Source organism: Streptomyces sp. enrichment culture (genome assembly GCF_964272895.1).
Taxonomy (GTDB): Bacteria; Actinomycetota; Actinomycetes; order Streptomycetales; family Streptomycetaceae; genus Streptomyces.
Genome location: NZ_OZ186832.1, coordinates 37,645 through 49,978, shown reverse-complemented (window position 1 = coordinate 49,978; position 12,334 = coordinate 37,645). Strand labels below are relative to the sequence as shown.

Here is a 12,334-nt window from a genome sequence, read left to right as displayed (position 1 = left end):
CCCACCCGGCGCTCGGATCAGTCAGCCGCATCGTCCCGCCCCGCCGTCCCCACACGGCAGAACGACAGGAGATGTGCATGTCCGCGCTTCGCGCACGGCTGTCGGCGATATTGCTCGCCGCGTGCCTCCTCTTCACAGGCCAGGCCCTGACCACACCGGACCGGGCGGCCGCCGCCGACCCCGGCTACCTGATGACGCACTTCATCGGTGAGGGGGCGGACGGTCAGCAGATCTACTTCTCGCACAGCACGGACGGCCGGAACTGGAGGGATCTCAACGGCGGCGGCATGACCCTGCGCTCCACGGTGGGCACGCGCGGGGTGCGCGACCCCGCACTGGTGCGCTCACCCGACGGCAGCCGGTACTGGATCATCGCGACCGACCTGTGCATCGGCTGCGGACAGAACTGGGACCAGGCCATCAACGACGGCAGCCGCAACCTCGTGGTGTGGGAGTCCACGAACCTGGTCACCTGGTCACAGCCGTGGCTGCTCGACGTCGCCGGCGCCATCCCCGACGGGCGCAACGCGTGGGCGCCGGAGGCGATCTGGAACCCGCAGACCAACGACTACGTCCTGTACTGGGCGACGAACAAGCCCGTCAACGGCGTGAAGAAGCACCGCATCTACTACGCGCGCACCCGCGACTTCCGCACCATCACCACCCCGCAGATCTACATCGAGCGCCCCGGCACCCAGGAGATCATCGACACCCAGATCGTCGAGCTGCCGGCCGGCGTCGGCACCCACCGCTACGTACGGGCCTCAGGCGACGGCCAGATCACCCTCGAAGGCAGCAACTCCATCCTCGGCACCTGGACCCACCTCGGCAATCTCTCCGGCATCGGCCTGACCGGTTCCCAGGTCGAGGGCCCGATGTGGATGAAGTTCCGGGACCGCAACGAGTGGACCCTCTACCTCGACCAGTACGCCTCCAACCGCGGCTACCTGCCGGTCACCACGACCGACCCGTCCGCCTCCGGCACCTACCGCCTCCCGGCGTCGGGAAGCTACGACATGGGCGGCACCAAGAAGCGCCACGGCTCGATCCTGAACCTCACGGCCGCGGAGGAGAGCCGCGTGCTCGCCCGCTGGGCCGACACCCCGGCCAGGCGGCTCCAGTCGTACAACTTCCAGGACCGGTACGTGCGGCACGCCGACTTCGACGTGCGCATCGACCAGAACGTCACCGGCCCCGACGCCCAGTTCCGGCTGCGACCCGGCCTCGCGGGCTCCGGCACCGTCTCCTTCGAGTCGGTGAACTACCCCGGCTACTTCCTGCGCCACTTCGACTACGACTTCCGGCTCGCCCACCACGACGGCACCGCCCAGTTCGCCGCCGACGCCAGCTTCCGCCAGGTCGCCGGACTCGCCGACCCGACCTGGTCGTCCTTCCAGTCGTACAACCACCCCGACCGCTACATCCGCCACTACGGCTACCTACTCCGCCTCGATCCGATCACCACCGCGACAGGCCGCAGCGACGCCACCTTCCGCGTGACGAGCTGACCCGACGCGGCCCGAGCTGCCCCGCACCAACCCGCAACGCCTACTCAAGGAATGAGGACCCCATGCACAGACGCATCTTCAGCCGCAGACATCTGTCGATGACGCTCGCGGCCCTGGTCGCGTCGGCGGCCACACTCGTCGCGAACCCGGCCCAGGCGGCTTCCAGTGGCCCCTTGCGCGGTGTCGGTTCCGGCCGGTGTCTCGATGTGCCGGGCGCCAGCCAGACCGACGGCACGAACCTGCAGATCTACGACTGCTGGGGCGGCGCCAACCAGCAGTGGACCCTGACGGACAACAACCAGCTCACCGTGTACGGCAACAAATGCCTGGACGTTCCGGGCCACGCCACCACACCCGGTACCCGGGTGCAGATCTGGACCTGTTCCGGCGGCGCGAACCAGCAGTGGCGGGTCAACTCCGACGGCACGATCGTCGGCGTGCAGTCCGGGCTGTGCCTGGACGTCACCGGCGGCGCCACGGCCAACGGCACAGCGGTGCAGCTCTGGAACTGCAACGGCGGCAGCAACCAGAAGTGGACCGGCCTGTCCGCGCCGCCGGGCGGCACCTGTGCGCTGCCGTCGACGTACCGGTGGACCTCGACGGGACCGCTGGCCCAGCCGGCGAACGGGTGGGCCTCGCTGAAGGACTTCACCACGGTGACGTACAACGGCAAGCACCTGGTCTACGCGACCGCCTCCGACGGATCGTCGTGGAAGTCGATGGGCTTCAGCCCCTTCACCAACTGGTCGGACATGGCGACGGCCGGCCAGACCCAGATGAACCAGGGCGCGGTGGCTCCCAAACTGTTCTACTTCGCGCCCAAGAACATCTGGGTGCTGACCTCGAACGGGTGGGGCACCCCATGGCCCTTCGTCTACCGCACGTCGAGCGACCCCACCAACCCCAACGGCTGGTCCGCCGCCCAGCCGCTGTTCACCGGCAGTCTCCCCGACGGCAGCGCGATCGACCCGACCATGATCGCCGACGACCAGAACATGTACATGTTCTTCGCCGGTGACAACGGCAAGATCTACAGGTCGACCATGCCGATCGGCAACTTCCCGGCCAGCTTCGGCTCGTCGTACACGACGATCATGAGCGACACGGTGAAGAACCTCTTCGAGGCGCCGGAGGTCTACAAGGTCAAGGGCCAGAACCAGTACCTCATGATCGTCGAGGCTCGGGGCGCGACCGAGCAGCGCTTCTTCCGCTCCTTCACCGCCTCCAGCCTGAACGGTCCCTGGACCCCCCAGGCCGCCACCGAGTCCAACCCCTTCGCGGGCAAGGCCAACAGCGGCGCCACCTGGACCAACGACATCAGCCACGGTGACCTGGTCCGCACCAACCCCGACCAGACCATGACCATCGACCCCTGCAACCTGCAGTTCCTCTACCAGGGCCATTCCCCCAACACCCCGCCGAACACCCCCTACATACAACTGCCGTACCGCCCGGGCCTGCTCACCCTCCAGCGCTGACCCGCCCGATCCACGGCCCGAGCAACCCCAGCCGCACGTCGGCTGGGGTTGCTCTCTTGTGCGTGTCCGTGGCCGCAGGGGGACAGCCGAGCACATCGGCGACGTGGACCTGGCGGACGAAGACGGGCACGCGGTGTCGAGCGGAGGCTCGTGCTCGGGGAAGTGGAGGAACAGCGGCCGGGTCGATGGGGCCGGTTCGGTAGGCGTCCTCGGACAGCCCGCGCAGGTAGGGGCGCAGTCGCTCGCACAGGAACAACTGGTCGCGATCCGCGTGCAGCCGCACTACGGGGCTGAAGGTGCCGTACCGGAAGCACCGGATCAGAAGCTCGCCGTATGCGGGGTCGTCCGGGTCGCCGCCGACGTCGGTGTCCGACCAGGGGACGCCGCTCATCTAGACGTCCAGCCCGGACCTGATCAGGCGGGGCAGGGAGTCGAAGGTGGTGAGGATGTCGCCGGACCCAGCAGGGCACCGTGACACTGGCTGCCTGCCCACGCAGAGCGGGCCAGGAAGAGTGGGCGGTACTCGCCCGCCGCGCGCAGGCCGTCGGCCACCTCGCTGGCGGGCAGGGGTAGAGGGGTTTGGGACAACGGCCACCGGCTCGGCCGCCTAGGCGGCGAGGTCGCCAGCCTGCGGGTGCCTGTTGCAGGTCGAGTAGGACGGTGTCTCGACAGGGTGACCGGCTGGGATTACAGCTTCCGCCACTCAGCACCCAGCTCGCCGCTTCGCAGAACTGCTAACGCACTGTCACAAAAGGAGGCCATCTATGGGCGAGCCGCAACGCCCGTGCGGGTAGGCGTCACTGGCGCGCCTGAAGCCCTTCCACCTGCGGGAGGGCGCCAGGTCACTGGTCCGAGCCGCAGCCCTCCATCGGCTTGAACTCGCCGAAGGTGATTGCGGGCTGGCTCGGATCGAGGTCCTTCAGGTTCCTAGCTTTGCCGTTCACTTCGAAGGCTGTTTCCGTGGACTGGCCTTGAACGAAATCCCTGGCCGCTTGGAGGCGGCCACTCTCGTCTCGCCACCACGCTTCCCCCTTGGAATCGACAAACCCGAGGCTCAGCACCCCAAGGGCGGCGGGACCGTCGCCAACGGGTGTGCCATTGGTGTGGCGCAGGTCGCCGGCTTCTACCCGGAGCTCCGAGCAGGGAGGCACCCCTCCCCTCGCTACTCTCGCGACGCTTGACCACTCGGTTCGTTCGTCGCGCTGCTCTGTGATCCTGAGGCCCACCGTGAGGAGGGTGAGCGGGTACGGGGACTGGTTGGTGATCACCAGGCGCGTTCCGATCCCGGGAAAGATCCCATTGCCGCCCTCCACCCAGAAGACGACCTTCGATGCCTGGTCCTTCTTCTCGTCGGCGTCCTGTTCCTTGGACTGCGCGAGTTGGTCTTCCGCCACCTGTGCGGTCCAGTAGGTACCCCACGCGGAGACCGCGAGACTGACGGCACCCACTACGGCCGCCGCGATGAGCGCACAGCTCTCGGCGCGGGTCCGAGTCCTCGTCAAGGTCTCCCGCTCCGACTGGATCCGGGCTTCCTCGGCCCGCAGTTCCCGACGCCGCCGCACGGCTCTCGTCCCGGCCCGCTGCATGGCCCTCGATCGCGCTTGTTGTCTGCCGCCCACTGCCCACCCCTGACGGTCGTTCACCAGACCGGTAACAGGCTAGTGCTCGGACCGCATGGGTTCGCCGGGGTTACTCCATGGACCGGACGGCTACGGGGCCCGACGGAAACGCCGGACGGCACTTGTCCGGTCCCCGGTCGGCGGCTGCCGTCACCCGAACGAGCCGTCTGCCCGGACGGCGGAGGAGGCGCCACTGTCGTGCTCGAAGCGCATCCGCCCGTCGAACGCCGACTCGGCATGGGTGCAAGCTCCCCGGTCCCGCCCCAGATCGCCGCTCAGCGCGACCCAGAACCGGCACCCACCGCGCTGCTCGTCAGGTCCCCGCTGTCCCCGCCCAGCCCCTTACGATCGGGCGCATGTCGATCACATCGCCAATACCGGTTCTACGCTCCTCCGATGGCACCCTGCTCCGATTCGACGGTGACGCACTGGTTCTGAGCCGGAAGACCGAGGAAGTCCGGATTCCCCTCCTGGCGATAGGGTGCATCCGTTCCGAGGGGCGCAGCCTGGCCGTCGAACTCACTGCCCCGCCCGGCACGCTGCCTGCGGTGCACCGTGTTGACGACGTGAGCCAGGCTGCTGCAAACGTGTTCGCCGAAGCCGTCAGCGCGGTCCTGCCTGAGCGTCCCGCGAGCGCAGACGGTTCGAAACTCGTCACCACCCGTGCGGTGACCGAGTCCCAACAGGAGAGGGACAAGCGACGGCGCAGGCGGTGGGGAACCGCTGTCGTCCTGGTGTGTGCCGGCCTTGCGGTGGCCGTCGCCGCCCATGGAGTGTGGACCTTCGCGTTCCTGATCATGCTGATCGGCCCCATCGGTGCGCTGCTCACAGCAGTCGGTGCCGACATGGTGCGGTTGCGGTACCGCGCCCGGTACCTGCTCCGTCACGGCGTCACCGTCGAAGCGAGAAGAGTCGGTGAAACGCGCGTTCTGGGCGGTGAGTTCGGGGTGTTTGTGTACACCGACATGCGCGGCGTGGACCGTAGCGTGAACGTCAAGAGCCGATCCGCGACGGTCCAGGTCGCCTATCACCCGAACAAGCCAGGCATCGTGATCGAAATCGGCACGCGGTCCAGCCGCGCGAGCGACACATTCGGCGCCCTGTGCTTCCTCGTCCTCGGGCTGATCGTCGACGCGACGGTCATCGGCGTAGCGATCGGCTCCTTCCAGGGCAAGTACCCCCGATACTGAGCCGGTGCAGGTAGCGCCTGATTCCTTGCTGACGCCCTGTGGGCTCGTGCGGCCCCGCTACGCCGCCGGCCCCTGAGCGGCCCCGCCCTGGGTACGTGACCCTTTCGGCCACTGGGAGATGGCGGGTCTCATCGGCGTGACACTTCCCCAAAGTTCGCCGGACATGGAAGGAAGCACAAGGCGCCACCCGTTACCCGCTTCGGCAGCGACCCGAGGGATCGGCACGTCTGTGCGCCTCCGACTTGTTCCTCACAAGTCCTGCACCATCCTGTCGACCCCCTTCCGTACCTCAGGACGGCTCCTTCCCCTCTTCACCTACGGCTTCGCCCGCCACCCAGCGTCCGTTCCCCCACTCCCGCCGCACCGCCTGGCCATGCCTTCGTGCGCCTCGCCGACCTGGCCCGTACGAGCCCCACCGGGCTTCCGCCGCCTCCTGCCCCCGGCGAGCGCGCAGACCCCAGCGGCGGTGACGACGGCGACCGCGATGACCGACGCGGACATACCGCTCATGAACGCGTTCCGCACGTCCTCGGCGAGCGCCGCACCCCGCGGTCCGAGGCGGTCGGCGACGTACAGTCCGCCGACCGGGGAACGGCGTACGGCGTCGGTCGCGGACTCCGGGAGCCCTGCGAGGTCCAGGGTGAGCGAGGAGCGGTACCGGTTGCCGAAGACGGAGCCCATGAGGGCGACGCCGAGGGCCGCGCCGACCTCGCGGGTGGCGTCGTTGGCGGCGGAGGCCACCCCCTGCCGGTCGGCGGGCAGGGAACCGGTGATGGCGGTGGTGCCGACGGGCCCGGTCAGGCCCAGGCCGACACCGGCGAGCAGGAGGCTGCCGAGGAAGGGGAGGTAACCGGAGGCGGCCGTCAGCAGGGACAGTGCGACCAGGCTGGAGCCCAGCAGGGCCAGACCGCAGGCCAGCACCGCGCGCACGCCGTACCGCTGCGCCAGGGGAGGCGCGACGAGCGAGACGGGCACGACGACGACGGCTACGGGCACCAGGGCGACGGCCGACTTCAGCGGCCCGTACTCCAGGAGCAGCCGCAGGTACTGCAGGCCGACGAAGTAGAAGCCGAAGAGCACCATGAACTGCACGGTGAGCGCGATGCTGCCGGCGGCGAAGTCCCGCACGCGGAACAGACGCGGATCCAGCAGCGGATTCTCGGCACGTCTTCCCAGAACGGCATAGGCGATGCCGGCGGTCACCGCGACGGCCATGGCTGCTACGACGTGAGGGGCGCCCCACCCCTCCTCGTTGCCCGCGATGAGGGCGTACGCCAGGGCGCCGGGCGCCAGAGCGGTGCACACGGCGCCCGCGGTGTCGAAACGGCCAGGCGAGGGGTCCTTCGTCTCGGGGGCCCAGAGAACGCTCGCCAGCGCCATGACGGCGGCCGCGCAGCCGCCGGCCAGGAAGACGGACCTCCAGGAGAACCACTCCAGGAGCGCTCCGGAGGCGAGCATGCCGAGGATGGAGCCGACGCCCGCGCAGGCGGACCAGATCGCCACGGCCCTGCCGCGCCGGTCCGGCGGGAAGACCGCGGTGACGGTCGAGAGGGTCCCGGGCATGATCATCGCGGCGCCCAGGCCCATGACCGAGCGCCACACGATCAGGGCGGTCGAACTCGACGACGCCACGGCGGCGAACGCGGCGCCGCCGAAGACGACCGTCCCGGCGACCAGGACGGCGCGGCGCCCGACACGGTCACCCAGGGCGCCCAGGGGGAGCACCAGACCTGCCAGCGCCACCGTGTAGCTGTCGACGATCCAGGTGAGCGCCGTGAAGGAGGCCGACAGGTCGAGGCCGATGTCGGGCAGTGCCAAGTTCAGGGCAGGCATGAAGGCCACGACGAGCATCAGGGCCAGGCACATGCAGGTCAGGACGCGTCGGCGCGCGGCCGGGTCGAGTACGACGGTGGCGGCGGCCGGGACGGTCGGGGTGGACGTCATGGGCGGGCGGCCCCCTCGTCTCTCGTGTTCACCACCGCGTGAGAACCAGTTCGATGGAGAACCCGGGGCCCATGGCGGCGACGACACCGGCGGCACCCGCGGGCGGCGGCGTCCGCAGGTACGCCTGCAGAACGTGCAGGACGGAGGCGGAGGACAGATTGCCCTTGTCCGCCAGCGACCGCCGGGTCGGTTCGAGCGCGTGCGGTGGCAGGTCGAGAGCCCGCTCGACGGCCGTGAGCACCTTCGGCCCGCCGCCGTGGACGATCCACGCGGCGACCTGCTCGGGGGTGAGGGCGTGCGAACCGAGAAGCTCGCGGACCGCCTTGGGCAGGTGCTCTGCGGTCAGGGCGGGTACGTCGGGGGACAGCAGGATCCGCAGGCCGTGCGAACCGATCTCCCAACCCAGCACGTCCTCCGAATCGGGCACCAGATGACTGCGGCTGTCCACGAGTTCCGGGGCGCCCTGGCAGCCGTCCCCACCGTCCTCACCGCCCCCGCCGCTCTCTCGGTGCCGCCGCGCCCCGGTGGCCACGACGGCCGCTGCGCCGTCCCCGAACAGACTGCCGGCGACGATGTTCGCCATGGAGGTGTCCTGTATCTGGTACGCGACGGAGCACAGTTCGACCGACAGCAGCACGGCGATGTGGCCGGGGTGCGCGAGCAGGTAGTCGCGCAGCCGGGCGAGTCCGGCGGCGCCCCCTGCGCATCCGTTGCCGAACAGCGGAATCCGGCGTACGTCTGGGCGCAGACCGATCCGGTGCGCGAGCCGGGCCTCCAACGACGGTACGGCCAGACCCGTGACGGTCGTACTGATCACGGCGTCCACGTCGCCGGGCGACACACCCGCCGCCGCCAGAGCTTCCGTGAGAACCCGTTCACCGAGTTCCAGGGCGGTGTCGAGCCACACCCGGTTGGCGTCGGTGAAGTCGGTCAGGGCGCGGAGTTCCGCCAGTGGCCGGGCGAAGTGGCGGGTGGCCACGCCGGCGTTGGACTGGATCTTGCGGAGCATCAGCCGGCCGGCTCGGGACCGCCCCAGCGTCGTACTGGTCAGCGCCTCCATGATCTCTTCCTGGGGGAAGCGGTGCGGTGGCACGGCGGTGCGGATGGCCGTCACGCGAGGTCCGGGAGCGCTCGGGCCCCAGCCGTCGCGGCGCGTGGTCGTCGGCAGGGTCGTCGTCCGGCTTGTCTGCAAGGGGCTGTGGCCTTTCCTTTGGGTTCCGCGTGGTCCGGTCGGCGGTGGCGGCGGAGTGCCGTGGCCGGCTAGTCCGCGGTGAGCAGCAGAACGGCGTTCTGACCGCCGAAGCCGAAGGAGCAGCTGATTCCCGCGCCGGCAGTCGGCCGGGGCGGACCTGCCACGATGTCGAGCTTGTGCTCGCCGCCCTGCCCTTCGAAGTTGGCGACGGGCGGCACCGTGCCGTGGCGCAGAGCGAGCACGGTGTAGGCCGCCTGGACGGCCCCGGCCGCGCCGAGCGCATGGCCGACGACTCCCTTGGCCGCGGTCACCGGCGGCACACTGTCCCCGAACACGCGGGTGAGGGCGGCGGCCTCCGCCGCGTCGTTCAGAGGCGTACCGGTGCCGTGCGCGTTGACGTGTCCGACGTCCCCCGGCCCGCAGTCCGCGTCCCGCAGCGCTGCCGTGATGGCGCGCACGGCACCCTCACCGGACGGATGCGGGGCGACGGGATGGTAGGCGTCGGCACCGGCTCCGAATCCACGGAGCACGGCGAGCACCCGGGCGCGGCGCGCCCGCGCGTCGGCTGCCCGCTCCAGCACGAGGACGGCGGCGCCCTCGCCGAGCACGAAACCGTCCCGCCGCGCGTCGAACGGCCGGCTGGCCGACGCGGGTTGGTCACGGCGGCGGGACAGCGCGCGCATACGGGTGAAGCAGGTGGCCGTCATCCGTGAGCGGGCCGATTCGCTGCCGCCCGCCAGGACGATGTCGCACGTGCCCGACCGCAGCAGATCGCGCGCCACCCCGAGGGCCGTGGCACCGGAGGCGCAAGCGCTCGCGGTCGTGAAGTTCGGCCCCCGTGCGCCCAGGTCGATCGCGACCTCCCCGGCGGCCATGCTGGGAACACTGCGCGGCAGCGCCAGCGGTGAAACCCGTTCCGGGCGGCCCGCACCGAGGTGCCCGAACTCCGGGACGTACGTGCTCAGGGAGTTGGACCCCACCCCGAGGACGACACCGACCCGCTCGCCCAGACCTCCGCCACCGCCGGCGCCCAGACCCCCGCCGGCGCCTGGGCGGAGGTCGTCACCGAGGCCGGCGCCGGCGACGGCCCGGCGGGCGGCCACCAAGGCGAACTGGATGAACCGGTCCGTGCGCCGGGCCAGCGGTCGGCCCAGCTCGCCGGTGGCGTCGAACGCGGTCACCTGACAGGAAAAGTCCACCGGTAACCCGGCGAGTTCGGGGTCGCGGGTGGCCAACGAGCGTCCCTCGCACAGCGCCGTCCAGTTGTCCTCGGCCGTGTGGCCCGCCGGAGTGACCAGACCGAGACCGGTGACCGCGATCTCAGCGGGCACGGCGGGCCTCGTCGAAGGCGCGGGCCGCCTCGGCGAGCGTGGACGCGGGAGAGAGGTCGAGGGTCTCCTCGGGCAGAATGATCCCGAACTCTTCCTCGGCGGCCACGACCAGCTCCATCAGGGCCAGGGAGTCCACGTCGAGACTCTCGAAGCTGGCCGACGGCGTGAGGCTCGCCGGGGCGACCTTCAGGTCCAAGTGGTCGGTCAACAACGTCACTAGCTCCTCGGGAAGGGTGCTCTCGACCGCCCGGCTCATACCTGTGCCTCCTGTCCGCGCACCGCAGCGGCTGCGGTACGCCTGTCGGTGGGCCGACCAATGTCCCTGTCGGTGTTCATGCGTGCGAAAAGCTCCCGGGCGCGGGCGGCCTGAGCGCTCAGCCGTCCGATGTGGAGGCGGAGCCGCTCCTGCGCCTGCTCCCCGTCCGGCCCCAGGCCGGTCAGGGACATCACCCTCAGCGCCCGCAGCAGGGGAGTCACGACGTACTCGAGGTGGACATCCAGGTTGTAGATGCCGGAGGCCGCGATGCGCGCCGCCCTCGCCCGGAAGCCGGGAATCGTCGCGCCGGGCATCTCGAAGCCGACCAGCACGTCCGTCAGTGCGGTGACCGCAGCATCGGGGAAGAGGGCGAGCGCGTCGGCGAACAGATCCCGGTAGAAGATCATGTGCAGGTTCTCGTCGGCGGCGATCCGCGCCATCAGCTTCCGTCCGGCCGCGTCCCCGCACGCCTCACCGGCGTTGCGGTGGGCCTGCCGGGTCGCCAGCTCCTGGACGGTGACGTACGCCAACGAGTGCAGAACAGTGGGCAGATCCGACCGGAAACCGGTCCCGACCTGCCGTATCCGCAGATCCTCGAGGACGACGGGATCCACGGCCCGGCGGGCGTGGACATAGGCGCGCAGCACCGCCGCGTGGCGGTCCTCCTCCGCCGTCCACCGGTGCACCCAGGCACCCCAGGCCCCGTCCCGTCCGAACCGGATGGCGATCTCGAAGTGGTAGCTCGGCAGGTTGTCCTCGGTCAACAGATTGACGATCAGCGCGTCCTGAACGGCGCGGGGCAGCCCCGACTGCTCCGGCGCCCACGCCGTGCCGCCCAGCGGCCCGTCGTAGTCCCGGCCCGCGCCCCACGGCACGTACTGGTGAGGAAACCAGTCCCGTGCGGCGTCCAGATGCCGCTCCAGCAGACGCTCCACCGACGGCTCCAGCTCCCGCAGGACACGCGCCGCTCCCGCAGCGGCCTCAGTCATGCATCCCCTCCTGGTCGTCTTGCGCGGCCACGGCCGTACATCTCTGTGTCACGGATGTACGGCGGGTCGGGCAACGACCCTTCACCATCCCCGGCACCGGTGGCAGCCGACCCCTCCCAAGGTCACCTCACCGAGGTACGCGCAGCCTCCGCGGCTGCGCCAGGTAGCCCACACGCCGAATGCACAGGCAGCGGACCTCGCGCGCGGCCCATGGGCCGGAGACGGGATCAGCGGGGTGGGCCACCGGGAAGGTCCGAAGCTCGCTGCTCGCTGCTCGCTGCTCGCCGCTCGCTGCTCGCCGCTCCGGCCGATGCGGCGGCGGGTGCGCGGTCGCTGGGGCCGCCGCCAGCCCGCGCCGGCATGGCGGGGGTGGGCGCCAGACCCTGACCTCACCGTCGGTGATCGCGTAGAAGTGCTCGACGCGGGCCTGCTGGCCGCGTAGTCCGGGGTCGAGGGAGGTCTTCCAGATCTCTATGCGTTGAAAGGAGACACCCTCCTCGCGGAGCAGGATCCGTAGGCCCTCGTGGCTGATGTCGTCGACCACCAAGGCTCCGGGTCGGCCGCCCTGCACTCGGGATAGAGCGCCTCGAAGCCGTCGGCGTCAAAGTTGTGGATCACGTCCCGGACGGGCGGCCCGCGCTGGTGAATGCCACCTCGATGATCTTCGGCACGGGCACGCCCTGCGCGGAAAGCACTGCTCTTTGGGCTCGCCGCCAGGCCACCACCGATCCCGTGCCCCTGCGGATGATCCGCAGAAGTCTTCGGCCCTCGATCCCCGTACCTAGACCCGTTCGGCCACGCGCACATCCTGACAGCAACCGGGCTCT

The 12,334-nt window shown here is 70.3% G+C and carries 10 protein-coding genes and 1 pseudogene; 3 read left to right on the top strand and 8 right to left on the bottom strand.

Features of this window, described 5'->3' with window-relative positions; genetic code table 11:
* The first annotated feature begins 77 nt into the window (after nt 1–77).
* The gene (locus ACSU6M_RS00205; RefSeq protein ID WP_437065930.1) at nt 78–1,508 is read left to right on the top strand and encodes a glycoside hydrolase family 43 protein; all 1,431 of its coding nucleotides are present in this window, start codon (nt 78–80) and stop codon (nt 1,506–1,508) included.
* 62 nt (nt 1,509–1,570) lie between these two features.
* Nucleotides 1,571–2,986, top strand: a complete 1,416-nt coding sequence (locus ACSU6M_RS00200; protein WP_437065928.1) for a non-reducing end alpha-L-arabinofuranosidase family hydrolase — start codon at nt 1,571–1,573, stop codon at nt 2,984–2,986.
* Here ACSU6M_RS00200 and ACSU6M_RS00195 read toward each other — a convergent pair.
* On the bottom strand, nt 2,970–3,377 hold the full coding sequence (locus ACSU6M_RS00195; protein WP_437065927.1) for a TIM-barrel domain-containing protein: 408 nt from the start codon (nt 3,375–3,377) through the stop codon (nt 2,970–2,972). The genes ACSU6M_RS00200 and ACSU6M_RS00195 overlap by 17 nt on opposite strands.
* A gap of 451 nt (nt 3,378–3,828) precedes the next feature.
* Nucleotides 3,829–4,629, bottom strand: coding sequence for a hypothetical protein (locus ACSU6M_RS00190; protein ID WP_437065925.1), 801 nt, complete (start codon nt 4,627–4,629; stop codon nt 3,829–3,831).
* Nucleotides 4,630–4,961: 332 nt separating this feature from the next.
* Here ACSU6M_RS00190 and ACSU6M_RS00185 point away from each other — a divergent pair, with 332 nt between their 5' ends.
* Nucleotides 4,962–5,795, top strand: coding sequence for a hypothetical protein (locus tag ACSU6M_RS00185; protein ID WP_437065923.1), 834 nt, complete (start codon nt 4,962–4,964; stop codon nt 5,793–5,795).
* A 315-nt stretch (nt 5,796–6,110) separates the two neighbouring features.
* Here the strand turns inward: ACSU6M_RS00185 and ACSU6M_RS00180 are convergent, their stop codons facing one another.
* The 6 genes and pseudogenes from ACSU6M_RS00180 to ACSU6M_RS00155 all read right to left on the bottom strand — a co-directional run.
* Complete coding sequence (locus ACSU6M_RS00180) at nt 6,111–7,739, bottom strand: MFS transporter (RefSeq protein ID WP_437065921.1); 1,629 nt, start codon at nt 7,737–7,739, stop codon at nt 6,111–6,113.
* A 28-nt stretch (nt 7,740–7,767) separates the two neighbouring features.
* On the bottom strand, nt 7,768–8,853 hold the full coding sequence (locus tag ACSU6M_RS00175; RefSeq protein WP_437065919.1) for a type III polyketide synthase: 1,086 nt from the start codon (nt 8,851–8,853) through the stop codon (nt 7,768–7,770).
* Between the two features lie 146 nt (nt 8,854–8,999).
* Nucleotides 9,000–10,262: a beta-ketoacyl-[acyl-carrier-protein] synthase family protein gene (locus ACSU6M_RS00170; protein WP_437065917.1), complete on the bottom strand. Its 1,263-nt coding sequence runs from the start codon at nt 10,260–10,262 to the stop codon at nt 9,000–9,002.
* Nucleotides 10,252–10,518: a phosphopantetheine-binding protein gene (locus ACSU6M_RS00165; protein WP_437065916.1), complete on the bottom strand. Its 267-nt coding sequence runs from the start codon at nt 10,516–10,518 to the stop codon at nt 10,252–10,254. Before ACSU6M_RS00165 ends, ACSU6M_RS00170 begins: the two co-directional genes overlap by 11 nt.
* Complete coding sequence (locus tag ACSU6M_RS00160; RefSeq protein ID WP_437065914.1) at nt 10,515–11,507, bottom strand: acyl-ACP desaturase; 993 nt, start codon at nt 11,505–11,507, stop codon at nt 10,515–10,517. The genes ACSU6M_RS00165 and ACSU6M_RS00160 overlap by 4 nt, the downstream gene beginning before the upstream one ends.
* Before the next feature lie 385 nt (nt 11,508–11,892).
* Nucleotides 11,893–12,322, bottom strand: a pseudogene (locus tag ACSU6M_RS00155) (IS630 family transposase); the annotation flags it as partial.
* Between the last annotated feature and the right edge of the window lie 12 nt (nt 12,323–12,334).

Bases quoted from the DNA above. Each gene is read 5' to 3' on its own strand.
- ACSU6M_RS00205 (WP_437065930.1), top strand. From the start codon at position 78: ATGTCCGCGCTTCGCGCACGGCTGTCGGCGATATTGCTCGCCGCGTGC.
- ACSU6M_RS00200 (WP_437065928.1), top strand. From the start codon at position 1,571: ATGCACAGACGCATCTTCAGCCGCAGACATCTGTCGATGACGCTCGCG.
- ACSU6M_RS00195 (WP_437065927.1), bottom strand. From the start codon at position 3,377: ATGAGCGGCGTCCCCTGGTCGGACACCGACGTCGGCGGCGACCCGGAC.
- ACSU6M_RS00185 (WP_437065923.1), top strand. From the start codon at position 4,962: ATGTCGATCACATCGCCAATACCGGTTCTACGCTCCTCCGATGGCACC.
- ACSU6M_RS00180 (WP_437065921.1), bottom strand. From the start codon at position 7,739: ATGACGTCCACCCCGACCGTCCCGGCCGCCGCCACCGTCGTACTCGAC.
- ACSU6M_RS00165 (WP_437065916.1), bottom strand. From the start codon at position 10,518: ATGAGCCGGGCGGTCGAGAGCACCCTTCCCGAGGAGCTAGTGACGTTG.
- ACSU6M_RS00160 (WP_437065914.1), bottom strand. From the start codon at position 11,507: ATGACTGAGGCCGCTGCGGGAGCGGCGCGTGTCCTGCGGGAGCTGGAG.